The 24,193-nt window shown below is 65.9% G+C and carries 21 protein-coding genes and 1 tRNA gene; 10 read left to right on the forward strand and 12 right to left on the reverse strand.

Features of this window, described 5'->3' with window-relative positions; all coding sequences use genetic code 11:
• Nucleotides 1-7: 7 nt before the first annotated feature.
• A complete protein-coding gene (locus tag AC3G2C_RS05155) occupies nt 8-3,106 on the forward strand; it encodes an efflux RND transporter permease subunit (protein ID WP_488383543.1) in 3,099 nt (1,032 codons plus the stop codon).
• Nucleotides 3,107-3,172: 66 nt separating this feature from the next.
• On the opposite strand, the gene AC3G2C_RS05160 is transcribed toward AC3G2C_RS05155, so the two are convergent.
• The 3 genes from AC3G2C_RS05160 to AC3G2C_RS05170 form a co-directional block, all read right to left on the reverse strand.
• Nucleotides 3,173-4,612: a M20/M25/M40 family metallo-hydrolase gene (locus tag AC3G2C_RS05160; RefSeq protein ID WP_488383544.1), complete on the reverse strand. Its 1,440-nt coding sequence runs from the start codon at nt 4,610-4,612 to the stop codon at nt 3,173-3,175.
• A gap of 109 nt (nt 4,613-4,721) precedes the next feature.
• On the reverse strand, nt 4,722-5,132 hold the full coding sequence (gene mscL, locus AC3G2C_RS05165) for a large-conductance mechanosensitive channel protein MscL (RefSeq protein WP_488383545.1): 411 nt from the start codon (nt 5,130-5,132) through the stop codon (nt 4,722-4,724).
• Between the two features lie 92 nt (nt 5,133-5,224).
• The gene (locus AC3G2C_RS05170; protein WP_488383546.1) at nt 5,225-5,911 is read right to left on the reverse strand and encodes a fumarylacetoacetate hydrolase family protein; all 687 of its coding nucleotides are present in this window, start codon (nt 5,909-5,911) and stop codon (nt 5,225-5,227) included.
• A gap of 212 nt (nt 5,912-6,123) precedes the next feature.
• On the opposite strand from AC3G2C_RS05170, the gene AC3G2C_RS05175 reads away from it, so the two are divergent.
• The 4 genes from AC3G2C_RS05175 (at nt 6,124) to AC3G2C_RS05190 (ending at nt 10,637) form a co-directional block, all read left to right on the forward strand.
• On the forward strand, nt 6,124-7,371 hold the full coding sequence (locus AC3G2C_RS05175; protein WP_488383547.1) for an efflux RND transporter periplasmic adaptor subunit: 1,248 nt from the start codon (nt 6,124-6,126) through the stop codon (nt 7,369-7,371).
• 75 nt (nt 7,372-7,446) lie between these two features.
• Entirely contained in the window at nt 7,447-8,133 is a 687-nt protein-coding gene (locus AC3G2C_RS05180) for an ABC transporter ATP-binding protein (RefSeq protein ID WP_488383548.1), read from the forward strand.
• Between the two features lie 10 nt (nt 8,134-8,143).
• The gene (locus AC3G2C_RS05185) at nt 8,144-9,310 is read left to right on the forward strand and encodes an ABC transporter permease (protein ID WP_488383549.1); all 1,167 of its coding nucleotides are present in this window, start codon (nt 8,144-8,146) and stop codon (nt 9,308-9,310) included.
• Between the two features lie 10 nt (nt 9,311-9,320).
• On the forward strand, nt 9,321-10,637 hold the full coding sequence (locus AC3G2C_RS05190) for an ABC transporter permease (protein WP_488383550.1): 1,317 nt from the start codon (nt 9,321-9,323) through the stop codon (nt 10,635-10,637).
• Nucleotides 10,638-10,680: 43 nt separating this feature from the next.
• On the opposite strand, the gene AC3G2C_RS05195 is transcribed toward AC3G2C_RS05190, so the two are convergent.
• The 4 genes from AC3G2C_RS05195 to AC3G2C_RS05210 form a co-directional block, all read right to left on the reverse strand.
• Nucleotides 10,681-12,069 (reverse strand): short-chain fatty acid transporter, encoded by a 1,389-nt coding sequence (locus AC3G2C_RS05195; protein WP_488383765.1) that lies wholly within the window; start codon nt 12,067-12,069, stop codon nt 10,681-10,683.
• Nucleotides 12,070-12,194: 125 nt separating this feature from the next.
• The gene (yedA, locus tag AC3G2C_RS05200) at nt 12,195-13,118 is read right to left on the reverse strand and encodes a drug/metabolite exporter YedA (protein ID WP_488383551.1); all 924 of its coding nucleotides are present in this window, start codon (nt 13,116-13,118) and stop codon (nt 12,195-12,197) included.
• 138 nt (nt 13,119-13,256) lie between these two features.
• Complete coding sequence (locus AC3G2C_RS05205; protein WP_488383552.1) at nt 13,257-14,141, reverse strand: methylated-DNA--[protein]-cysteine S-methyltransferase; 885 nt, start codon at nt 14,139-14,141, stop codon at nt 13,257-13,259.
• Between the two features lie 108 nt (nt 14,142-14,249).
• Nucleotides 14,250-14,522 carry a hypothetical protein gene (locus AC3G2C_RS05210; protein ID WP_488383553.1) on the reverse strand — a complete coding sequence of 91 codons (273 nt, stop codon included), beginning with the start codon at nt 14,520-14,522 and terminating at the stop codon, nt 14,250-14,252.
• A gap of 78 nt (nt 14,523-14,600) precedes the next feature.
• On the opposite strand from AC3G2C_RS05210, the gene AC3G2C_RS05215 reads away from it, so the two are divergent.
• Nucleotides 14,601-14,945, forward strand: coding sequence for a Rieske (2Fe-2S) protein (locus AC3G2C_RS05215; protein ID WP_488383554.1), 345 nt, complete (start codon nt 14,601-14,603; stop codon nt 14,943-14,945).
• Between the two features lie 102 nt (nt 14,946-15,047).
• Nucleotides 15,048-16,022, forward strand: coding sequence for a UDP-glucose 4-epimerase GalE (galE, locus tag AC3G2C_RS05220; protein ID WP_488383555.1), 975 nt, complete (start codon nt 15,048-15,050; stop codon nt 16,020-16,022).
• Between the two features lie 7 nt (nt 16,023-16,029).
• On the opposite strand, the gene AC3G2C_RS05225 is transcribed toward galE, so the two are convergent.
• The 5 genes from AC3G2C_RS05225 to AC3G2C_RS05245 all read right to left on the reverse strand — a co-directional run bounded on the left by AC3G2C_RS05225 (nt 16,030) and on the right by AC3G2C_RS05245 (nt 22,399).
• Nucleotides 16,030-17,847, reverse strand: a complete 1,818-nt coding sequence (locus AC3G2C_RS05225; RefSeq protein ID WP_488383766.1) for an SLC13 family permease — start codon at nt 17,845-17,847, stop codon at nt 16,030-16,032.
• 323 nt (nt 17,848-18,170) lie between these two features.
• Nucleotides 18,171-18,878, reverse strand: coding sequence for a tRNA (guanosine(46)-N7)-methyltransferase TrmB (trmB, locus tag AC3G2C_RS05230; protein WP_488383556.1), 708 nt, complete (start codon nt 18,876-18,878; stop codon nt 18,171-18,173).
• Between the two features lie 89 nt (nt 18,879-18,967).
• A complete protein-coding gene (locus AC3G2C_RS05235; RefSeq protein ID WP_488383557.1) occupies nt 18,968-19,768 on the reverse strand; it encodes a thiazole synthase in 801 nt (266 codons plus the stop codon).
• Nucleotides 19,769-19,826: 58 nt separating this feature from the next.
• Complete coding sequence (gene thiS / locus AC3G2C_RS05240) at nt 19,827-20,027, reverse strand: sulfur carrier protein ThiS (protein ID WP_488383558.1); 201 nt, start codon at nt 20,025-20,027, stop codon at nt 19,827-19,829.
• 167 nt (nt 20,028-20,194) lie between these two features.
• On the reverse strand, nt 20,195-22,399 hold the full coding sequence (locus tag AC3G2C_RS05245) for a DUF6600 domain-containing protein (RefSeq protein WP_488383559.1): 2,205 nt from the start codon (nt 22,397-22,399) through the stop codon (nt 20,195-20,197).
• Nucleotides 22,400-22,699: 300 nt separating this feature from the next.
• Here AC3G2C_RS05245 and AC3G2C_RS05250 point away from each other — a divergent pair.
• From AC3G2C_RS05250 to rimK, 3 genes are all read left to right on the forward strand, one after another.
• Nucleotides 22,700-22,773: transfer RNA gene (locus AC3G2C_RS05250), tRNA-Gly, on the forward strand.
• Between the two features lie 59 nt (nt 22,774-22,832).
• Nucleotides 22,833-23,288: an ATP-dependent zinc protease family protein gene (locus tag AC3G2C_RS05255; RefSeq protein ID WP_488383560.1), complete on the forward strand. Its 456-nt coding sequence runs from the start codon at nt 22,833-22,835 to the stop codon at nt 23,286-23,288.
• Nucleotides 23,285-24,163: a 30S ribosomal protein S6--L-glutamate ligase gene (gene rimK / locus AC3G2C_RS05260; protein ID WP_488383561.1), complete on the forward strand. Its 879-nt coding sequence runs from the start codon at nt 23,285-23,287 to the stop codon at nt 24,161-24,163. Before AC3G2C_RS05255 ends, rimK begins: the two co-directional genes overlap by 4 nt.
• Nucleotides 24,164-24,193: the final 30 nt, after the last annotated feature.

A 24,193-nucleotide genomic window follows, 5' to 3' on the forward strand; every position in this document is an offset into this window, starting at 1 on the left:
CGGCCCGATGAATCTGCCTGCACTGTGCATCCGGCGGCCGGTGATGACCACTTTGCTGATGGTCGCGTTGCTGGTGTTCGGTATCGCGGCTTATCCGAAGCTGCCGGTAAATGAACTGCCGAACGTGGATTTTCCCACCATCACCGTCAACGCCAGCTTGCCCGGCGCGGCGCCGGAAACCATGGCGACCGCCGTGGCGACTCCACTGGAGAACCAGCTGTCGACCATTGCGGGCATTCAGTCGATGACGTCGACCAGCGCGCTGGGCTCCACCTCGATCACGCTGACGTTCGAGTTGGATCGCAGCATCGACGGCGCGGCTCAGGACGTACAGGCGGCTATCTCTTCCGCGCAACGGCAGTTGCCCACCAACATGCCCACGCCACCCACCTTTCGCAAGGTGAACCCCGCGGATGCGCCCATCCTCTACCTCACTCTTCGCTCAGCCACCCAGCCGCTGTCCGTGGTGGATGACTACGCTGAAACGCAGTTGGCGCAGCGCCTGTCCATGATCGACGGCGTCGCGCAGGTGAGCGTGTACGGCGCGCAGAAATACGCGGTGCGCATCAGCGTGGACCCGCAGAAGCTCGCCGCCAACGGCATCGGCATCGATACTGTGCAGAACGCTATTGCCGCCGCCAATGTGAACCTCGCCACCGGCTCGCTCAATGGCAATCGCCAATTGCTATCGATTCGTTCCGATGGTCAGTTGCAGCGTGCCGAACGCTACAACCACATCATCGTGGCCTATCGCAACGGCGCGCCGGTGCGGCTGTCCGATCTGGGCAAGGCTGAAGACAGCGTACAGAACGACCAAGTCGCCAGTTGGTACAACGGCGAGCGGGCCATCGTACTGGCGATCCAGCGCCAGCCCGGCTCCAACACCGTAGCCACCATCGATCGTATTCGCGCCGTGCTGCCCACGTTCGAGGCGACACTGCCGCCGTCGATCAAGCTGGCGGTGCTGTATGACCGCTCCGAGTCGATCCGCGCGTCGGTGGACGACGTGCAGTTGACCCTGCTGCTGGCCGGTGTGCTGGTTGTACTGGTGATCTACCTTTTCCTCGGTAATGCCTCGGCCACGTTGATTCCTGGCCTCGCGCTTCCCGTGTCGATTGTGGGCACCTTTGGTGCGATGTTCGCGCTGGGCTACAGCCTGGATAACCTCTCGCTGCTGGCGCTGACGTTGGTGGTCGGCTTCGTGGTGGACGACGCCATCGTGATGCTGGAGAACATCGTGCGTCACGTCGAGGAGGGCATGGACCCGTACGAGGCGTCGCTCAAAGGTGCCGGCGAGATTGGCTTCACGATCTTCTCGATGACGCTTTCCCTGGTGGCGGTGTTCCTGCCGGTGATGTTCATGGGTGGCATCGTGGGACGGCTGTTCCACGAGTTCGCGGTGACACTGAGCGTGGCGATCCTGATCTCGGGCTTTGTCTCCATCACGCTCACGCCCATGCTGTGCAGCCGTTTCTTGCGTCACGCCGAGCACGAGAAGAAAGCGCGCGTGGTGTTGTGGTTCGATCGCGGTTTCGAGCGTGTGCGCCAGGGTTATGCCTCTACGCTGGCGTGGGCGGTGGCGCATCCGCGCACGATTCTAGGTGCCTTCTTCGGTAGCTTGGTATTGACCGGCGTGTTGTTTACGATAGTGGACAAGGATTTCATCCCCGCCGGTGATTCTGGCCAGCTCAACGTGAACGTGGAAGGCCCGGACGACACTTCGGTCAAGGGCATGGCGGTGCGCCAGCAAGAACTGGCCAGGATCGTGGCGGAAGATCCCAACATCGAGGGCTACATGTCCTCGGTCGGTAGCGGCGGTGCGCGCACCACCACCAATAACGGTTCGATTCTCTTGCGCTTGAAGCCTGCGAACGAACGCGCGCTCGATCCCAACGGCATCATCCAGGAGCTGCGCACCAAGTTCGCGCAGGTGCCTGGTGTTCGCGCGTACATCCAGAATCCGCCATCGCTGCAGATCGGCGGTCGCCAATCCAAGGCGCAGTATCAGTACACGCTGCAATCGATCGATACGGATGCGTTGTATGCCTGGTCGGGCAAGGTGATCGACGCGTTCAGCAAGCTGCCGGGCTTTCAGGATGTCACCAGCGATCTCGACCTCAATGGGCCGTCCGTGGTGGTGAGCGTCAATCGCGACAAGCTCGCCACGCTCGGCTTGAGCATGGAGCAGGTGCAATCGGCGCTGGGCTCCGCGTTCGGCGCCAACCAGATATCTACCATCTACGGCGCTTCCGCGCAGTACTGGGTGATCCTGCAGGTGTATTACGCGCTGCAGAACGATCTGGACGTGCTGTCTCAGCTCTACGTCACCGCCAGCAACGGCACCTTGGTGCCGCTCAACGCCGTGGCGGAGTTCCAGCGTAAGCCGCAGGCGCTCACGGTGAACCACCAGGGACAGATTCCAGCGGTGACGGTGTCGTTCAACCTGGCGCCGGGCGTGAGCCTGAGCGAGGCGGTGGGGCGCATCGACGGCGCCATGCGGCAGCTGAACCTGCCACCATCGATCACGGGCAGTGTGCAGGGCACCGCGCAGGCGTTCCAGGATTCCATGCGCGGCATGGGCCTGCTGTTGGTGCTGGCGGTGTTCGTGATCTACCTGGTGTTGGGCATTCTCTACGAGAGCTTCATCCACCCGTTGACCATTCTCTCGGGCCTGCCGTCGGCGGCAGTGGGTGCCTTGCTTACCCTGATGGTGTTCCGTGCGCCGCTGGACCTGTTCTCCTTCGTGGGCATCGTGATGCTCATCGGCATCGTGAAGAAGAACGCCATCATGATGATCGACTTCGCCCTGGAGAAGCAGCGCAACAGCGGCGTGTCGCCGGCCGAGGCCATCGTGGAGGCGTGTCACGTGCGCTTCCGCCCCATCATGATGACCACCATGGCGGCCTTTGCCGGCACCCTGCCGATTGCGCTGGGTCTGGGGGCGGGTGCGGAAACGCGCCGCCCACTGGGTCTGGCGGTGGTGGGCGGCCTGCTGGTGTCGCAGGTGCTTACGCTGTATCTCACGCCGGTGATCTATCTGTATCTGGATCGCCTGAACTCGCGGCTCTCGCGCAAATCACGTGCGGCGGTGGTCGAGGCATCCTGAGTTGGGCGTTCGCGAAAAAAAGGGCGGCCTTATGGCCGCCCTTCTTGTTTGCATGGCGTGGAGCGATCAGTCTTCCGCGCCGTCGCTCTTGAACGCATTCGGTGCGGAGCCGAAGTCGCCATCGGCCTGAGCGGCCATGTATGAGAACGCCGCATACACGGCCACGTTCTGCGCCAATTCCTTCGGGTCGATCTTGTCGAGGGTGTCGTTGGCGGTGTGGTGGTAGTCGAAGTAGTCGGTGCCGTCCTGGGTCAGGCTGAGCGCTGCCATGCCCTTGGCGTGCATCTGCGAGAGATCCGAGCCGCCACCGCCCGGCTTGGTGGCGTCGTAGTCCACGCCGATCGGGGCGATCACCTTGGCGATCTGCTCGATGGCGCCGCGGGCTTCCGGCTTCACGCTGGCGGTCATGCGCCAGATCTTGCGTGCGCCAAAGTCCGACTCGGTGCCGAGCTGGAACTTGGATACTTCGGCCGCGTGCTTCTCGGCGTAGGCGCGACCGCCCCACAGGCCCATCTCTTCGTTGGCGAAAGCGATCACGCGGATGGTGCGATCCGGACGCTGCGGCAGGTCATGGATCAGCTTGCCGGCGGCCATGGCAATGGCGACGCCTGCGCCGTCATCGATGGCGCCCGTGCCCGGGTCCCAGGAGTCGAGATGGCCGCCGATCGCCACCACCTGCTCGGGGTGCTTCTTGCCGGTGACTTCACCGATCACGTTGGCGCCGGTGTAGGTGCCGGTGATGCCGCAATCGAGCTCCAGCTTCACGCTCACCGGCTTGCCGTAGGCGAGCACACGGGTGAGCTGGTCGGCATCCGGGTTGGACAGGGCAGCGGCGGGAATGGCGTCCTTGGGGTCCTTGAAGCCGGTCACGCCGGTGTGCGGCGTGCGGCTGTTGGCGTCGGTGCCGGCCGAGCGCAGCAGGAAGCCGGCGGCGCCCATCTTGGAGGCGATCACCGGGCCCCCCACGCGCACCGACGAGCCGATGGCGTAGTCATGGCCGTCCTTGTGGCGCTCCATGTGGGCGTCCACGAAAACGATCTTGCCCTTCACCGTGGCCGGGTCCGCCTTCTTCAGCGCATCGAGGCTGTCAAAGCGCACCACCTCAGCGGTGAGGCCGCCCTTGGGCGTGCCGGCCGAGTAGCCCAGCGCAATCAGGTCCAGCGCCTGCGGGAACGGTGCGACGATTTCCGCATGCTCGCTGCGACGTTCCCACAGCGGGTAGGTCACGGTTTCGGTGTAGACCTTGTCGAAGCCCAGAGCCTTGAACTTGGCGATGGCCCATTCGCGCGCGCGCGCATCGGCCGGGCTGCCGGCGATGCGGGAACCCACTTCGGTGGTGAGCGATTCGACGATCTGGTAGCCGGTGTTGTCGCCCATCGCCTTGTCGCGCAGCTGTTCGGCCGTCTTTACGGCTGCGGCGGGAATGGTGGTCTGGCTGGCGGCATTGGCCGTGCCGATGGCGAGCATCAGGCTGGCGGCAAGCAGGGAGAGGGGCAGGCGACGCATCGGGGACTCCTTGGGCGGAAACCCCGATTATGAACTGCCGCTAGGCCTACGCTTAGGCCAGAAGTCATGGAAACCGGACGCCACGGTGGCGTCCGGCCCGAAGGCGTTGTTACTGCTTGTTTTTAAGCAGGTCGCGGATTTCGGTGAGCAGCACCACGTCGGCCGGCGGCGCGGCGGGCGCGGCTTCCTGGCGACGGGTGAGCTTGTTGATGGCCTTGACCACCAGGAAGATCGCGAAGGCGATGATGATGAACTGGATCATCGTGTTGATGAAGCTGCCGTAGCCAATGGCCACCTCGGCCACCTTGTGCGCCGGGTCGCTGTTGTCGGCGGCCTTGAGCACCCACTTCATCTGCGAGAAATCGACGCCGCCGGTGATCAGGCCGATCGGCGGCATGATGATCTGGTCAACCAATGAGGTGACGATCTTGCCGAACGCACCGCCGATGACCACACCGACGGCCAGATCGATCACGTTGCCACGCATGGCAAATTCTTTGAACTCTTTCAGCATGCTCATGCTTCACTCCCTCGACTTGGTTGGCGAGGGGAACTGTAGCGCAGCCGCCGCCGGGCGCGACAGGCGGTCGCGCTGGGCCCTGGGGCGCAAGTTCAGGCGACGCGGCCTTCCAGCGTGGCCACGCCGGCCAGCTCCGCATGGAAGCGGTCGCCGCGCTGCAGCGCCGACACACCGGCCGGCGTGCCTGTGAAGATGAGGTCGCCGGCCTTCAACTCGAACAGGTTCGAGAGCAGGGCGATGATCTCCGGCACGCTGTGCACCATGTCGCCGAGGCGACCTTGCTGGCGCGGCTGGCCGTTGATGGTGAGCGTCAGGGTGGTGTCAGCATCCAGATGGGCTTCGGCGGCGGGGCGCAGGGCCGACACTGGCGCGGAGTGGTCAAAGCCCTTGGCCACATCCCAGGGATGCGACTTGGCCTTGGCCACGGCCTGCAGGTCGCGGCGGGTCAGGTCCAGGCCCACGCCGTAGCCCCAGATCAACGAAGCGGCTTCAGCCACCGGGATATCCCGGCCGCCGCCACCGAGTGCCACCACCATTTCGATCTCGTGGTGCAGGTCCTGGGTGGCCTGCGGGTAAGCCACGTCGGCGCCATCGGTCACCACGGCATCGGCGGGCTTGCAGAAGAACAGCGGCGTGTCCTTGTCCACCGCGGCACCCATTTCGCGGGCGTGCTCGGCGTAGTTGCGGCCGATGCAGAAGATGCGACGGACCGGAAAGCGCTGGTCGCTGCCAAGAATCGGCAGGCTCGGAATGGCGGGGGGTGTGATGGCGTATGACATGGTCGACAAGCCTAGCAGCTTGTACCCAAGGGTTGATTGCCTGCCATGTCAGCTTTCTTTGAGACCGGCTTGCAGTACAACCGCCCGGCTTGCGCGATTCCTGGGTGACAGCTGTCATCGCCGATGGCTGATGCTGCGCCCTGTCCGGTTGGTGCGGGCTCCATCATCGTTGGCGGCATTGGGAAACCGGCTGGGGCCGGCAGGGAGTGTCTGTGGCGAATGCGGATCTGCTGAAGGAACTGCGCATCGAAAAGCATCTGCGCGAGGAGCACGGCGGTGGGCCAGGGCGTTGGCCGTGGATCGTCGGTGGGGTGCTTGGCGCGGCGCTACTGGTGGGGGCGGGTGCGTGGTGGTTGCACGGCCAGCGTGCGCTGGTGGTGCAAACCGCGCAGGCTCAGCCGGCCGCGTCCAATGCCTCGGCGGGCGCCGTGCTGCAGGCTACGGGCTATGTCACCGCACGGCGCCAGGCCACCGTGTCGGCGCAGATTACTGGCACCTTGACCCAGGTGCTGATTGAGGAAGGCGATCACGTCAAGCAGGGCCAGATCGTGGCGCGCCTGGATGATGCTCAATACAAGGCGGCGTTGGAGGCGGCGCGTACCCAGGCTGCCGCCGCGCATGCCCTGGTCACGCAATACAGCGCGCAACTCGCCCAGAACGAACGCGACGCTGAGCGCGCCGAGGCACTGGCCAAGCGCGGCCTGGTGACCCAGCAGAGCGCCGAGCAGGCACGCACCCTGGTGGATGCCACACGAGCGCAACTGCTGTCGCAGCGGCGCACGGCCGACTCGGCCGACGCCCAGGTAGCGGTGGCGCAGGTGAATTTCGACTACTGCGTGATCCGGTCGCCGTTCGATGGCGTGATCACCACCAAGGACGCGCAGATCGGCGAAATCGTCTCGCCATTCTCCGCCGGCGGCGGGTTCACCCGCACCGGCGTCGGCACCGTGGTGGACATGGATTCGCTGGAAGTGGACGTGGACGTCAACGAGGCCTACATCGGCCGCGTCAAGCCCGGCATGTCCGCCGAGGCTGTACTGGACGCCTATCCCGACTGGAAAATTCCCGCGCACGTCATTGCCATCGTGCCCGCCGCCGATCGCGGCAAGGCGACGGTGAAGGTGCGCGTGGCGCTGGAGAACAAGGACGCCCGCATCGTGCCCGACATGGGTGTGCGCGTGTCCTTCCTCGAACAGAAGAACACCGCCGTCAGCACGGCCCCGTTGCAGGGCGTGCTGGTGCCGGCCAATACGCTGGTCGAGCGCGAGGGGCATACGGTGGTGTTCCTGGTCAGTGGGGATACTGCCCATCAGCGCGCGGTGTCACCTGCCGCCGGTGGCCAGGGCGATCTGCGCCTGCTGCCGGCGGGCGTGGAAGCAGGCGACACCCTCGTGGTATCGCCGCCACCCGAATTGCACGACGGCATGCGGGTGGATGCGGCGGGCAAGGCCAAGGAATAGGCGGCCATCGCCGCCGAGCACGATCGGGCGCACTGCATGGTGCCGTGCGCGGGCAATGATTGGGGAGCACGAAGCATGGGCACGTTGATCGAAACCCGCGACCTTTCCAAGGTCTACCAGCGCGGCAAGCAGAAAGTGGAAGTGCTGCACCACATCAACCTGGATATCGCCGAGGGCGATTTCCTGGCCTTGATGGGCCCTTCCGGCTCGGGCAAGACCACCTTGCTCAACCTCATCGGCGGTCTGGATACGCCTACCGGCGGCAGCATCACCGTGGCCGGCCAGCGGCTGGACCAGCTCAGCGGCGGCGAACTCGCCAAGTGGCGCGCCTCGCACGTGGGCTTCGTGTTCCAGTTCTACAACCTGATGCCGATGTTGTCGGCGCAGCGCAATGTGGAGCTGCCCTTGCTGCTGACCAAACTGTCGGCCGCGCAGCGTCGCAAGAACGCCGCCATTGCGCTGCAACTGGTGGGGCTGGACGATCGCGCCTCGCACAAGCCCAGCGAACTGTCCGGTGGTCAGCAGCAGCGCGTGGCGATTGCCCGCGCGATCGTTTCGGACCCGACCCTGCTGGTGTGCGACGAGCCGACCGGCGACCTGGATCGCCAGTCGGCCGAGGAAGTGCTGGGCCTGCTGCGCGTGCTCAACCGCGAGCACGGCAAGACCATCGTCATGGTCACCCACGATCCCAAGGCGGCCGAGTACGCCAATCACACCCTGCATCTGGACAAGGGCACGCTGGTCGAACAGGCCGTGGCGTGAGGAGGCGGCGATGAAATATCTCCATCTCATCTGGGCGGCGCTGTTCCGGCGCAAAGCCCGTACCGTGCTCACTTTGGTGTCGATCATCGCCGCGTTCCTGCTGTTTGGCATGCTCGATGCGGTGCGCACTTCGTTCAATCAGGCCGGGCAGAGCGCCAATGGTGCGCAGCGCCTGCAAACCGGCTCCAAGCTCTCCTTCATCCAGACCCTGCCGCAATCGCTGGAGGCGCAGATCGCGCAGGTGCCCGGCGTGAAGTTGGTGACCTACGCCAACTGGTTCGGTGGCGCCTACCAGGACCCGCACAACCAGGTTTTCAGCTTTGCGGTGGAGCCCAACTACATCGACCTCTATCCGGAGATCGAGGTGAGCGCCGCCGAGCGCAAAGCCTTCGATGACACGCGCACCGGCGTGCTGGTGGGCGAGAAGCTGGCCAAGCGCTTCAACTGGAAGGTGGGCGACAAGATTCCGCTGCAGTCCACCATTTTCCCCAATCGCCAGGGCAGCAAGAACTGGAGTTTCGACATCGTCGGCATCATGCACTCCAAGGACAAGAAGGCCGGCGGCTTCTACGACCAGATGCTGCTGCTGCACTGGAAGTACTTCGACGAAACCACGCCGTTCAATCGCGGGCAGGTGGGCTGGTACGTCACTCGCGTCACCGACGTGAACCAGGCCGATCGCGTCGCCAAGGCCATCGATGCGCTATCGGCCAACTCCGATCACGAAACACGCACGCAGACCGAGCAGGCCGCGACCGCCAACTGGATGAAACAGCTGGCCGATATCGGCCTTATCGTGGGCTCGATCATGGGCGCGGTGTTCTTCACCTTGCTGCTGCTTTCGGGCAACACCATGATGCAGGCAGTGCGCGAGCGCACCAGCGAGCTGGCGGTGCTCAAGACCATTGGGTTCTCCAATCACGCTGTGTTGGCCATCGTGCTCGCCGAGTCGGTGTTGTTGCTGCTGTTGGGCGGTGTGATCGGATTGGCTCTTGCTTCGCTCATCGTGCCCATCTTGAGCGCGGGCAGCGGCGGCATGCTGAATCTACCGGCGGTGGACTCCACCAGCTGGCTGCGTGGCTTGGCACTGATGATCGTGATCGGTCTCCTGGTGGGTGCCTTGCCCGCACTGCGCGCCATGCGCCTGAACATCGTCGACGCCCTGGCCGGACGCTGAGGAGCACGCCATGAATTTCCTGATCAATCTTGCATTGCTGTTGCTGGTGGCGGCCTTCCTGGCGTTGTGGATCGCGCTGCCGTGGCAGGGTGTGCTGGTGCTGGCGGTGTTGTTCGCCGCCTGGATGCTGTTCACGCGGCGTGGCCGCCAGGCGGCGTCGGTCACCAATGTGGGTATCAGTACCTTGCGCCAGCGCCTGGGCTCTTCCGCGGTGATCGTGGTGGGCATCGCCGGCGTGGTCGGTGTGCTGGTGGCATTGCTGGCGATGGGCGAGGGTTATGCCGAAACGCTGCGCAAGACCGGCAGCGCGGACACCGCCATCGTGTTGCGTGGCTCGTCCGCCGCGGAAGTGATGTCGGTGCTCGATCACGACAGCGTCGTGCTGATTCCGCAAGCCTCCGGCATTGCCAAGGATGCCAAGGGCCAGCCGATCGCCTCGCCTGAACTGGTGGTTGCCGCCAACCTGCCCCTGCGTGGCGGCAAGCCAGATGACGAAGGCAGCGTGCAGTTGCGCGGCGTCAGCGAGCAGGCCTGGGCGGTGCGTCCCAACGTGAAGATCGTGCAGGGTCGCGCATTCCAGCCGGGCATGCGCGAGTTGATCGTCGGCAAGGGTGCCGCCAAGGAGTTCGCGGGCCTGGAGCCAGGGCATGCGGTGCGCCTGGGCAGCCAGCAATGGACCGTGGTCGGCGTGTTCTCCTCCGGCGACGCCATGGATTCGGAAGTGTGGGGCGATGCCAGCGTCGTGGCCGACACTTATCGCCGTGGCAGCAGTCGCGCCTCGGTGGTGGTCAAGCTCACCGACCCCAAGGCCTATGACGCCTTCAAGGCCGAACTGGAAGGCAACCCGCAGCTCAAGGTGGATGTGAGCACCACGCTCGACTACTTCAGCAAGCAGTCCGAGGGCATGACCAAGGTGATCCGCGTCATCGGCATCACGGTGGGCCTGATCATGGCGATCGGTGCCATGTTCGGCGCGCTCAACACCATGTTTGCGGCGGTGGCGACGCGTGCGAGAGAAATCGCCACGCTGCGCGCCATTGGTTTTCGCGGCTTGCCGGTGGTGGTGGCGGTGATGCTGGAGACCATGCTGCTGGCCCTGATCGGCGGCGTGCTCGGCGGGGTGCTGGCCTGGTTGATCTTCAACGGCTACAGCGCATCCACGCTCGCGGCCGGTACGGTAGGCAAGCTCAGCTTCGAGCTCAAGGTGTCGCCGGAGCTGATGTGGACCGGGCTCAAATGGGCGCTCGCCATCGGCTTTATCGGCGGCCTGTTTCCGGCGATGCGCGCGGCACGCTTGCCGGTGACCACCGCCTTGCGCGAGCTGTAAGCGGGGAGAAGCGTGCGCCCGCCCGGGCGCACGCTTCGTTCCATCAAGGCATCACGGGCGGCACATAGGTGAGCGTGAGGCCCAGCGCCCACAACAGCCCCAGCACCAGTGGCAGATGCACCAGCAACTGCATGAAGGTGAAGCCCACCACATCGCGCGCCTTCAGGCCCAGCACACCGAGCAGCGGCAGCATCCAGAACGGATTGATCAGGTTGGGCAGCGCTTCGGCGGCGTTGTACACCTGCACCGCCCAGCCCAGATGCACATGCAAGTCGTTGGCCGCCTGCATCACATAGGGCGCCTCCACCAGCCACTTGCCGCCGCCCGAGGGCACGAAGAAGCCCAGGATGGCCGAGTACGCGCCCATCACCAGCGAAAACGTCTCGGTAGAGGCGATGTGCACGAACAGGCCGGACAGGCGATGCGCCAGGGTTTCATCGGCGAAGCCGGGTGCATGCGTCAGCAGCGAGGCGATGCCGCCATACAGCGGGAACTGAATCAGCACGCCGGCCGTGCTCGGCACGGCGCGCGATACGGCGTTGAGAAAGCTGCGCGGGCGCCAGTGCAGTAGCAGGCCGAGCGTGAGGAACAGGAAGTTGTACGTGTTGAGGTTGGCGATCGCCGTTACCGCCGGTTTGGTGGCGAACTCATAACCCAGCCAACCCAATCCCAGCAGGCCGATGAGCAGGGAGAGCAGCGGGCTGTATTCCAGCCACTCGCCGGGCCGTTGGCGAGGCGGCAGGGCTGGGGTGGCGGTGTCGGTGATGCCGAAGTCCTGCGCGGTACGGGCATTAGCGCCGGAGGGCGCCGTGAACCAGCACATCAGCAGCGACACGGCGATCAGGATCGCGGTGAGCGCAATCGACTGCCAGAGAAAAATGGTTTCGCTGAAAGGCAGCACACCGGTGATGGTGAGCAGGCCCGGCGGCATGCTCTTGGGGTTGGCCTGCAATTGGGCGGCGGAGGATGAAAGACCCATCGCCCATACCGCGCCCAGCCCCAGATACGCCGCGGCGCCCGCTGCGCGATAGTCCATGCGCAGCTCCTCGCGCCGCGCGAGCGCGCGCACCAGCAAGCCGCCGAAGACCAGCGAGAAGCCCCATGAAAGCAGCGACGTCAGCATGCTCACCAGGCCCACATAGCAGATTGCGCCACGCCCCGAGCGCGGCACCCGCGCCAGCAGATCGATAAAGCGCGCCACCACCGGTGCGGTAGCCACCACGTAGCCACCAATCACCACAAAGGCCATCTGCATGGTGAAGGGAATCAGGCTCCAGAAGCCGTCGCCGAAGGCGTTCATGGTCACCGCTGGCGTGGCGCCGAAGGCCAACGCGGCCACAGCCACGATCACCACGCCCAGCGCGGCGAACACCCAGGCGTCGGGGAACCAGCGTTCCGACCACGCGGCGCTACGCAAGGCCGCGCGAGCCATCCATCCTTCACCTGCTGTGCTCATTGGGCACTCCTTCGACCAAGATATCGCGCGATGGTCCGCTCGCCCCGCATCGCCAGGCAAGCCGACCAAGGTCGTATGCTTGGTTGGCGTGTGACGCGCGCTTAGCGCGATGGCCGGCGCTGGCGTGCCAGAGTGATCGCACCCACGCCCAGCAGGATGATCGCCATGCCGGCCAGGTCATATGGCCCCACGGTCTCGCCGGCCAGCAGCACGCCAAACAGCACGGCTACCGGTGGGTTCACATAGGCGTAGCTGGTGGCCAGCGCGGGCCGGGCATGCTTGAGCACATACAGGAACGCACTGAAGGCGACGATGGAGCCGAACACGGCGAGGTAAAGCAGCGCCGCGGTGGCGCGCACCGTGGGGTGGGCGGGCAAGTGCTCGCCACTGACAAAGCCAACGGTGAGGATGGCCACGCTCGCGCACAACATTTGCGCGGCGGTGTTCATGGGGCCGCTGGGCATGTCCTGGCGACGGCTCCATACCGCGCCAAAGGCCCAGCTCATCGCCGCCACCAGCAAGGCCAGCGCACCAATGCGCGAGCCTGACAGGCCGCTGCCCAGGTTGAGCACGATCACGCCGACAAAGCCGATCACCAGGCCCACGGTTTCGCGACGCGACGGCCACTCCCCATACATGCCCGAGAACAACGCGGCGAACAACGGCATGCTGGCCACCGCCACGGCGGCGATGCCCGAGCTCACACGTTCTTCGGCAAAGCACACCAGCCCGTTGCCAAAGCCCAGCAGCAACACGCCGGTGATCGCGGCGTTGCGCCATTGGCGCGGCGTGGGCAGGGCGACGCCGCGCAGGCGCAGAAACGCGAACAGGGCCACGCCCGCGCCAAGGAAGCGGATGCCGGCCAGCAGGAACGGCGGATAGCTCTCCAGCGCGTAGCGAATGCCCAGATAGGTCGAGCCCCACACGACATAAAGCACCAGCAGCGCCAGCGGCACCATCACGCGGCTGTCGGCAAAGGCAGTGGGCGCCGCGGCAGCGGCGGGCGTCGTGGCGGTATCGGTCATGGCATTTACGTGGGGAGGCATCGCGGGGTGGATGCTTGGCGTAGTTTACAGGTCAAGCAACCTTAATCCGGCCCCGCCAGTGGCAGAAGCGAGGCTTCTGCAAGGCAGCGTTGAGACGGGCTCAAGCCATCCCGGGTGTCAGGCGATCGCGCGGGCGGGCTGGGTTGTCAGGGGCCGGCCACGCTGCTCGCTGTCCAGCAGCGCGCGTTTGCGTTCCACGCCCCAGCGCCAGCCACCGAGTGATCCATCCTCACGGACGATGCGGTGGCACGGCACGATCAGCGCCAGCCGGTTGCTGCCGCAGGCACGGCCAATGGCTCGCGCAGCCTTGGGCATGCCCAGCTCGGCCGCCAGTTCGCCATAGCTGAGCGTCTGGCCGCTGGGAATGCGCGTTAGCGCGTCCCACACGCGCCACTGGAAGGCGGTGGCCGCCACGTCCAGTGGTGGCAGCTCCGGCGCGTCGGTCTGGCTCCAGCCCAGGTCGTGGGCGATGCGGGCGATCACCGCGTCCAGCCACTCCTCGCGACCTGCGTCCACGCGCTGGTGCGTGGCGCGTGGAAACTCCTCGACCAGGCGGGCCTCCAGCTCCTCGTCATCCGCACCGAGCGTGACGGCGCAGATCCCACGGCTGGTGGTGGCAACCAGCAGCCTGCCCAGTGGCGTGTCGGTGGTGGTGTAGCGGATATCGGCGCCGGCGCCGCCCGCGCGGTAGCTGGCCGGGGTCATCCCCAGCAGGCGGTCGCTGTGCTCGTAGACGCGGCTGCCGGAGCCGAAGCCCGCGTCGTACACGGCATCGGTTACCGGCGCGCCTTTGCGCAGGGCGCTCTTGAGCTGCCCGAAGCGCCGGGCGCGGTGATACTCGGCCGGGCTCATGCCATAGCGGCGGCGAAATGCGCGCTGCAAATGGCTGGCGCTGAGCTGGGCGGCCTCGGCCAGGGCTTGCAGGGTAGGGGACTCTTCCGAACGCTCCACCAGCAGGCGGACGCGTTCCAGGGCGGCATCGGTGGCAAGGCGCGCGTTCATGTCGGCATCCGTAAGGCGATGGATACAGCCTAGGCGGATCAGGTGGCCCTCACCATCCGGTTCTTGCGTCGTGCGCCGGGCCGGCCTGGAGCGGCCGGTGCAGCCGCGTCAGCGCGCGGCGTGACGGGTCTGCTGCAGCACCACGAATTCGCCCTCGATCACCTCGGGCTGGTGCGCCCGCTGCGCGGCAGGAGACACGGCGCCGCGCTTACGCGACCATTGGCGCAGACCGAACACAAGCGCGCCGCCGACCAGCAGTACGCCGGCCACGACCAGTCCGAACACCATCAGCACGCCCACCACGGCCAGGCCCACCAGGAGCGACAGGGCACGTACCAGCGGATGGCGGGAACGACGCGGGAAAGGCAGCGAAAAACGCATGTGTTAAAAATCCGTGTGGTAAAATCAACGACTTACGTGCGTAACGATGGGGCCTTCGGGCCAAAGAGGCAAGTGCCGATGGATACAGCAACCCCCGAGCAGGCGCTTTGCCGGCTGGACGATATTCCCGATGGCGGCGCGATTGCCGTGGACGCCGCGCTGCGCGACGGCGAGGAAAGCGTGATCGTGCTGCGGCGCGATGATGCCGTGCACGCCTACCTGAACATCTGCCCCCATGCCGGGCGCCGGCTGGACTGGGCCCCCGGCAAGTTCCTCATCAAGGACAACCTGCTGATCTGCGCCGCCCACGGTGCCACCTTCAACGACAGCGATGGCCTGTGCGTGGGTGGACCCTGTCGCGGTGAACACCTGCGTACGGTGAATGTGCGCGTGGCCGATGGTGCGGTCTGGCTCGACGACTGACAGGTCGCGATGATGTAGCGTGCTGCCGCATCCATGCGGCGCGAACAGGGGAAGGGTGACCACCATGCATAGGCGAACGGGCCTCGCAGGCGAGGCGTGCGCATGAACGTGCTGTTGTGCGGCGGTGCCGGCTACATCGGCAGCCATATGGCGCGCCACCTTGCCCGACAGGGCGTGCAGGTGACCGTGCTCGACAACCTCAGCACCGGGCATCGCGAGGCGGTGCAGTGGGGCGAGCTGATCGAAGCGGACCTGCTCGATAAGGCCGCGCTCGAACGGGCGTTCGCCGGACGTCGCTTCGATGCGGTCATGCATTTCTGTGCGCTATCGGTCGTGGGCGAGTCGATGACGGCGCCCTATGCCTATTACCAGAACAATGTCACCGGCACGCTGCACCTGCTGGAGGCCATGCAGCGGCATGGTGTGCAGCGCCTGGTGTTTTCCTCCACGGCGTCGGTGTACGGGCAGCCACAAAGCGCGCTGATCGACGAGGAACATCCCAAGGCGCCCATCAACCCGTATGGGGCGAGCAAGCTGATGGTGGAGCGCGTGCTGGCCGATGCGGCCACGGCGTATGGCTTGCGCTCGGCGGCGTTGCGCTATTTCAACGCGGCGGGCGCGAGCAGCGATGGCTCGCTGGGTGAGTCGCACCATCCGGAAACGCATTTGATCCCGAACATGCTTCGCGCGGTGCTGGGCACCGGCCCTGCGCTCAAGGTGTTCGGTGACGACTACCCCACCCTGGACGGCACCTGCGTACGCGATTACGTGCACGTCGAGGATCTGGCGCGGGCGCATCTGTTGGCCCTGGGCTATCTCGACCAGCACGCGGGCGCGCATGCCTTCAATCTCGGCAGCGGCCGAGGCTATTCCGTGCGCGAGGTGCTGGCCGCGGCGGAGCGGGTTACCGGTCGTGCGGTCCCTCACACCATGGCGCCACGCCGTGCTGGCGATCCGGCGGTGCTGGTGGCTTCCAGTGATAAGGCGCGGCGCGAACTGGGCTGGCAACCCATGTACGGCGAACTCTCGGAGATGGTCGCGAGCGCTTGGCGCTGGCACTGTCAGCCTCGATTCTAAGAGGCGATCAGCGATACATCAGGTTGATCGCGACCAGGGTGAGCACCAGCACCATGCCAGTGAGTGGCAGGCCCACGCGCAGGAAATCCTTGCCGCGATAGCCGCCGGGGCCGGCCACCATCATCAGGGCCGGATGGCCCGAGCTGAGCAGGAAGGTGTTGGACGAGGACACCGCCACGATCAGCGCGTACGCCGATGGATTGCCACCGGTGGCGACCGCCACGCTGATGGCGATGGGCACCATCATCACGGTGGCGCCCACGTTGGACATCACCTGCGAAAACATCAGCGTGAGCACGGCCAGCGCCAGCTGCAGCACCCAGTGCGAGGTGTGGCCCAGGTGTTGCAGCACGCCCTGCGCCAGCCATGCCGCGGCGCCGGTGGCGTCCATCGACCAGCCCAGCGGAATCAGGCAGGCGGTGACGAAGATGGTCTTCCAGTTGATCGCCTTGTACGCCTCGTCCATGTTCAGCACGCCAGTGAGCAGCATGCCGATGGCGCCGGTCATCATGGCGACGGACAGGTCAAGGTGGGTAAACAGCGCCAGACACTTGGCCAACAGGAAGAAGCCCACAGCCTGCCAGATCTTGCCGGGGCGCTGTTCTTCCTTGGGGATATCGGTGACCACCACCAAGTCCTTGTCCTCGGTGGCCAAGCTCAGGTCGCGCCAGTTCGAGTGCAGCACCAAGGTGTCGCCTGCGCGCAAACTCACTGAGCGCACGTCGTCGCGATACACCTGGTCGCCGCGATTCACGGCCAGCACCGAGATGCCGTAGCGCTTGCGCAAGCGCAGGTCGCCCACGTTCTGCTTGAGAAAGCGCGAACTGGGTGGGATCACTGCTTCGGAAATGCCTGCGCGTGACGGATTGAACAACTCGCCGAGCTGGCGCATGCGCGGGCTCAGCTTGCATAGCTGGTTGTTGGCGAACTGGTTGAGCTGATCGCGCGGCCCCAGTACGCCCAGCACCGAGCCTACCCAGATCACGTGATCCGCCGGCGGCGCCATGCGCGCGTCGTTGCCGCTCTTGATGGCGAGGATCAGCGGCGCGCCGTAGAGCTGCTCGACCTCGCCGATGCTCATGCCCACCAGTGGGCTTTCCGCGGTGACGGTGAGCTCGGCGGTTTCGCCGACGATGCCGTAGGTGTCGGCAAAGTAGCTCTCCGTGCGACCCGGGGTCACCTTGAGGCGTTCGTCCTCGCGCTCGGGCAGCAGCTTGGCGCCGAAGAAATAGAAGAAGCCGACACCGGCCAGGGCCAGCACCAGGCCCACCGGCGTCACGCTGAACAGGCCGAACTTCGGGATGGTGTGCGCACCGGCCGGCAGGTTGGCGTTGGCGCTCGCCACCAGGTCGTTCAGCACGATCAGCGGCGAGTTGGCGATCAGCGTGGTGTTGGTGGCGGTGAGAATGCAGAACGCCATCGGCAGCAGCAGGCGCGAGATGGGCACACCGGTGCGCGCGGCCAATCGACTGGTGACGGGAATCATCAGCGCGGCCAACGCCTGGCTTGGAATCACCGCGCTAAACAGGCTGGTGACCAGGTTGATGACGACGCCCAGGCGTGACTCCACGCCACGTGCCATGCGCATCACGAAGTTGGCGGTAAGGCTGAGTACGCCGGCGCGATCCAGTCCCGCGCCCATGATCATGATGGCGATGATGGCGATGACCGCGTTACCGGCAAAGCCGTTGAACACGCGCTCGGAGGGGATGAGGCCGGTGAGGCCGATCACCACCACCACCAGCAACGCCACCATGTCGGCGCGGATCCACTCCAGCACCAGCATCAGCATGGTGAAGCCCACCAGCCCCAGCACCAGGATCATTTCGGGGGTGAGGGCGAGACCCACTACGGTGCGCCCCCGATGAGGGCGTCCTGGCGACGGCTGACTTTAGGCAGTGGGAACATCACGCTGCGACGACTCGTCCCTGTTTGAGACGTGAGTATAAGCGCGTGATGCGGCCTGCTGGTGAACCGAGTCCGCACTGCGCGATGTGGCATCAACCTGCGAGTGTCGACGCCATGCGGTTGCGTATCGCGTTGCGTGCTTTTGAAATGCGCTGATGCGTGCTTTATGCGCACGCATCAGCGTCGTCACGGCCCGTGCGGGTGGGCTCTCTCCCTAGCTTGCTGGGAGAGGGCTTACCTTCAGGCTTTGCGGTAGAGCAGATCCCACACGCCGTGACCCAGCTTGAGGCCGCGGCGCTCGAAGTGGGTTTCGATGCGCCACTCGGGCTTTTCCGCGTACTGACCCGGGCCGAGATCGTTGCGCCAGTCGGGCGCCGCTTCCATCACTTCGAGCATGTGTTCGGCGTAGGGCTGCCAGTCGGTGGCCAGGTGCAGCAGGCCGTTGGGCGCCATGCGCGAGGCCAGCAGGGCGACGAACTCCGGCTGGATGATGCGGCGCTTGTTGTGGCGCTTCTTGTGCCAGGGGTCGGGGAACCAGATGCGCGCCTCGGCCAGCGAGCCGGCGGGAATCTCGTTCTCCAGCACTTCCACCGCATCGTGCTTGTACAGGCGCACGTTGGCGGCGTCGCGGGCCGCCAGGGCATTCATCAGGCGGCCCACGCCCGGGCCGTGCACTTCCACGCCGACAAAGTCGCGCGCCAGGTCGTGCTCGCTGGCCCAGGCCAACGCCTCGCCGTTGCCGAAGCCGATTTCCAGCACGACCGGCGCCTGGCGGCCGAAGCGCGCGGCGAGATCCTGGGCGTTGCCGGTGTAGTCAATGCCGAAGCGAGCCCAGTGCTCGTCGAACGCGCGCTGCTGGGCCGGCGTCATGCGGCCTTCGCGCAGCACGAAGCTGCGGATGCGGCGCATGTATTCGGGCTTGCTGGCGTCGTCGTGGTCGTGCGTCATGGGTGGTTCCGTGGACAAAGACAAAGCCCTCCCCGCCGTGGCGGGAAGGGTGGGTCGAACAGCGCCTGCCCTGGCCGGGCAGGCGGCGATCAGCCGATGGTGCCGTCGATCGGGCTGGAAGCGGACGCGAAGCGCTTGCGCGGAATACGGCCCGCCTTGAAGGCCGCACGACCCGCCTGGATCGCCAGCTTCATCGCATGCGCCATCAGCACCGGATCCTTGGCGCCGGCGATGGCCGTGTTCATCAGCACGCCGTCGCAGCCCAGCTCCATCGCAATGGCGGCATCGGAGGCCGTACCCACGCCGGCATCGACGATGATCGGCACCTTGGCGTTCTCGATGATTTCCAGCAGGTTGTAGCGATTCTGGATGCCCAGCCCCGAGCCGATGGGCGCGGCCAGCGGCATCACCGCCACGCAACCGATCTCTTCCAGGCGCTTGGCCAGGATCGGGTCGTCGCTGGTGTAGACCATCACGTCGAAACCGTCGGCCACCAGCGCTTCCGCGGCCTTGAGCGTTTCGACCACATCCGGGAAGAGGGTGCGCTGGTCGCCCAGCACCTCCAGCTTCACCAGCTTGTGACCATCCAGCAGCTCGCGCGCCAGCTTGCAGGTGCGTACGGCGTCCACCGCGTTGTAGCAGCCGGCGGTGTTGGGCAGCAGGGTGAACTCATCGGGCGGCAGGGCGTCCAGCAGGTTGGGCTGACTGGCGTCCTGGCCGATGTTCACGCGGCGGATCGCCAGCGTGACGATCTCGGCGCCGGCAGCCTGCGTGGCGCGGCGGGTTTCGTCGAAATCCTTGTACTTGCCGGTGCCGGTGAGCAGGCGCGAGCCATAGCTCTTGCCAGCAATGACCAGCGGATCGGCGGAGTCGAACGTCTTGGTGTTCATCGTCGTGTCTTGGGCTGCGTGCGGGGCCGGGGCCGCGCGGGAAAGGGGACGTCGGCGATCAGCCGCCGCCGATGGCGTGGACGATTTCGACCTGGTCGCCCTCGGCCAGCTCGTGGTGCTCGTGCCGGCTGCGGGGGACGATCTCGTGGTTCACTTCCACGGCGACGCGGCGGGCGCCGTAACCGGCTTCCTGCAACAAGTGGGCGACGGTCGTGGCGGGGGCGCAGTCGCGGGGGCTGCCATTGAGCGTGATAAGCATCCGCCTATTGTAGCGGCTAAGCACCGGAGGGCGCCTCCGGGCGGGCCAGTACTCCCGCGCAGGCGGCGTATCGCATTCAGACCGTGAAATTGGAGCTGCCCGCCCTGGCGATGAGAGCGTATGCCCCAGATAAGCCAAGGCCCAGCGGGGCTGGGCCTTGGCGGTGATCAGTGTTGCTCGTCCTTCTTCGGCGGTGGCCGATCTTCGTGGTGCGGCTGCTGGCGCTGCTGCGGCTGCCCATTGTTCTCCGGTCGCGGCTGCGGCGCTGGATTGGCTCGCGGCGGCTCGTAGCCACGCGGAGGCTCGTAGCCGCGAGGCGGCTCGAAACTACGCTGCTGCGGCTGCACCTGTGGCTGGTAGCGCTCCTGGGGTACTTCGCGCGGTTGTTGTACTTCGCGTTGCTGCGGCACGAACCGTGGCTCCTGGGGTAGCTGCCGCGGTGCGGCCTCCTCCCGCTGCATGCGCTGCGCGGCATCCGGGTTGAACGCTGGGCGGCCGTTGTCCTGCGGCGCGCGTTGTTCGGGTGGTGCGCGCTCGAAGCGAGGTTCGCTGGGCAAGGTGCGTGCGTTGCGATCGGCGTCGGCGTTGGGGATGTAGCTCACGCCCGGACGCGGCGCATTGGTCGGCGCTGGGCGATTGGCATCTTGCGGTGGCCGTGCGAAGCGGGCCGAAGGCAGCTCACCCGGGCGCATCGCGGGGGGTTCGTTGTCGCGGAAATTGGGTTGGCGCTGCGGTTGGTTCGGGATGCCATTGCGCGCCGGTACGGCGACCTCGCGATTTTGCGGCGGCGGTCGGTTGGCCTGGCCTGGGCCGTTGAGCAGTCGCACCTGGGTGGGTGCCTGTACTGGGCGTGCAGGGCTGGGCGCGCCGAGGCTGCCGCGGCCGGCGAATGGTGCGGCCGGGGCGTTGCGCGCCACCACTTCTCGCTGGAATCCACCCACCGGCAAGCTGCGCGCATTCGCTCCGCGCGGCGGCGCGAAGCTGGCGCGGCCGGGTTGCACGTCGACGCCGCGGGGCATCACGGTGGCGCCGTTGAGGCGCTGCGGGTCCATGGCCACCATGTGGCGCTGCGCATTGCGGGCTGCCGCAAAATCCTGGCTCGACATCGCCGTGAAGGCATGGGGAGCCTGGCGGTTGAAGTAGCGCTCGTTCGGCATCGGCCGACCGTCGCGGAAATAGCCGTAGTGGTTGTTGATGTTGTTGATCACCACGTTGCGGTCATTGCGCACGTAGATATTGGTGACGTTGACGTTGGTGTAGTAGTTGCGGCTGGCGCGATACCACGGGTTGTAGACTTCGCCGGGGCCGAGCGGGAACCAGCCCACCGGCCGGCCGCCTACGCCAATCGATACGTTGAAGCCTGCGCCACCGACGAAAGCCACCAAGGCTGGCGCGTAGACCGGGCGCACCGAAACGGGGCCGGGTACCCAGCACCAGCGGGTACGCACGTAGGCCCAGCGGCCATAGTGGTAGGGCGCGAAGCCCCACGGCGAATCGTCCACCCAGGTCCAGCCCCACGGCGCCACGAAGGTCCAGTGGCCATCGCGATACGGCGCCCAATCGGCCGCCACGTTGGAGGGGTACCACACCTGACCGTAGTCGGGGTCGGACTGCCAGCTGCCGTACTGATCCAGGTCCTGGTAACCCACCACGTCGTTGGAGACGTACTGGCCCGATCGGGAGCTGTCGTAACGCTGGTCACGGCTGCTGCACCAGTTGTCGAACTCGTCAGTGCCGTCGATGTCGCTGATGCCTACCTGATTCAACGACGAGTCGGCGAACTCGTAACTACGGCCGGCGGCCACAGTGCGCTGAGCGTTGCCCTCGCCGTAGACAGTGGCGCGGCCGTTCCAGTCGATGATGCGGGTGGATTTGCCATCGTCGCTGATGTCGACACGGTAGCTGCCTGGCTGGTCCACCACCAAGGCCACCGTGGGCGTGTCGATTTCGTAGCTCTGCCCCTCTCCCAGGTCGCGCACCGACAGATTCAGTGTGCCTTTGGTGAGCTCCACCTGGGTCAACTGATCGTTCAATGTCAGGAAACCGAAGTCCGAGTCATCGGCGATGCGCAGCGAACCGCCGCCGAGTTCCAGCTCGGCCCGAGCGTTCTCGCCGGTGGACAGGCGGTCGCCCGTGGTCAGCGGGCGGTTGAGGCTGGCGTCGCCCCATTCCTTCTCGCCCGCCGGCAGCATGCCCACGTCGCCGGTGCGATAGGACAGGCGCGCCACGCGTGAGGGTGGGTCCCCTCCGTCGTTGTCGCTGGGGGCCGACTGGGCTTGTGCCTGCAACAGGCAACTGGCGCTGATCAATAAGGCCGTCGCCAGCCACCGCCAACCCCTTGGCGATGTCAGGGAAGCAGAGAGCACACGCATCGAAGTCTCCGGAGCAAAGCGCGAGTGCCGTCGCGCGAAAAGGGTCGTCGCCCCCGGTGCAGCATCCGCTGCGGCCTCAGGTAACGTCGGCTGCATTATGCGGATGGCGGCTTGGTCGCCCGCAAGTTCCCCGGGACGTTGTGGGTAGCGCTGATTCAGCCGGCCGCCATGTCCGGTTCATCCCGGGTTAGGTCGGCCCTGTTGGCTCCCTATGCCGGCGCGTATCGTCGGATGTTGTCGCCGCAAGCGCGCAAGGCGGTTCCCAAGTCCGTGGACGCCGGGTTACCATCGCCCCGCGTTGCGGGTGTAGCTCAATGGTAGAGCTGTAGCTTCCCAAGCTACTGACGAGGGTTCGATTCCCTTCACCCGCTCCATTCAAGCTCCCCACCCCCACCGAGCTCCCTTTCACGTAACCCTGCGGCGTGCGCTGATAATGGCGGATGTGATCACCCTCGGCTGGCGGGAGCGTCTGGCATTGCCGTTGCTCGGCATTCCCCTGCTCAAGGTCAAGCTCGATACCGGCGCGCGCAGCAGCTCGCTGCACGTGGACACCCTGGAAAGCTTCGATCGCGCGGGCGACACTTGGGTGCGTTTTTCGGTGAGCGTCGGTGGCCGTCATCGCGTGGCGGTAACGTGCGAAGCGCCCGCGCTCGATCGCCGTGCGGTGACCGATACGGGCGGCCGCCGCACCTTGCGCTGGTTCATCCGCACGGATGTCCTGCTGGCTGGGGAGCATTTCGCGGTCGACATCAATCTGACCGATCGCCGCCATATGCTGTTTCCCATGCTGTTGGGTCGCACGGCCTTGCACGGCCGCTTTGCCGTCGACCCCGCCCTTTCCTATACGCAACCCCGTCCCATCGTGGCGGGACCCACGGGTGTTTCATGAAGATCGCCATCCTTTCCCGCAACACCCGGCTGTACTCGACCCAGCGCCTGGTTGACTCCGCGCGCGAGCGCGGCCACGTGGTGCGTGTGCTCGACCCGCTGCGCTGCTACGTACGCATCGCGCAGGGCAACATGTCCATCCGTTACAAGGGCAAGGCCCTCAAGAGCATCGATGCGGTCATTCCCCGCATCGGCGTCACCAGCACGTTCTATGGCACGGCGGTGTTGCGCCAGTTGGAGATGATGGGGGTGTACACGCCCAATTCTTCCGACGCTGTCTTGCGTGCCCGCGACAAGCTACGCAGCTTGCAGATCCTCGCCGCCAAGGGCCTGGACATGCCGGCCACCGTGTTCGGCGACAACCCCGACGACACCGCCGACGTGTTGGGCATGCTGGGCGACCCGCCGCATGTCATCAAGCTCAATGAAGGCAGTCAGGGCACCGGCGTGGTGCTGGCCGAGAAGAAGAGCGCGTCGCAAAGTGTGATCGAGGCCTTTCGCGGCCTCTACGCCAACTTCCTCGTGCAGGAGTTCATCGGCGAAGCCAAGGGGCAAGATCTGCGTTGTTTCGTGGTCGGCAAGAAGGTCGTCGCCGCCATGCAGCGAGAGGCTAGCCCGGGGGAGTTTCGGGCCAACTTGCATCGGGGCGGTACGGCGGCAGCGGTGACCTTGACGGCGGAGGAGCGTCGCATCGCCGTGCAGGCGGCCTCGGCGCTCGGTTTGGGAGTGGCAGGCGTGGATATGCTTCGCTCCAAGCGAGGGCCGCTCATCCTGGAGGTAAACGCTTCGCCGGGCCTTGAGGGCATCGAGTCCACGACGGGTGTGGACGTGGCCGCGGCCATCATCACGTTGCTGGAGCGGCAGGTAAGTACCTGACAGCGGGCGCTTGATTTCGCGGACACAGAT

It is taken from the genome of Frateuria sp. sgz306004 (genome assembly GCF_057750885.1).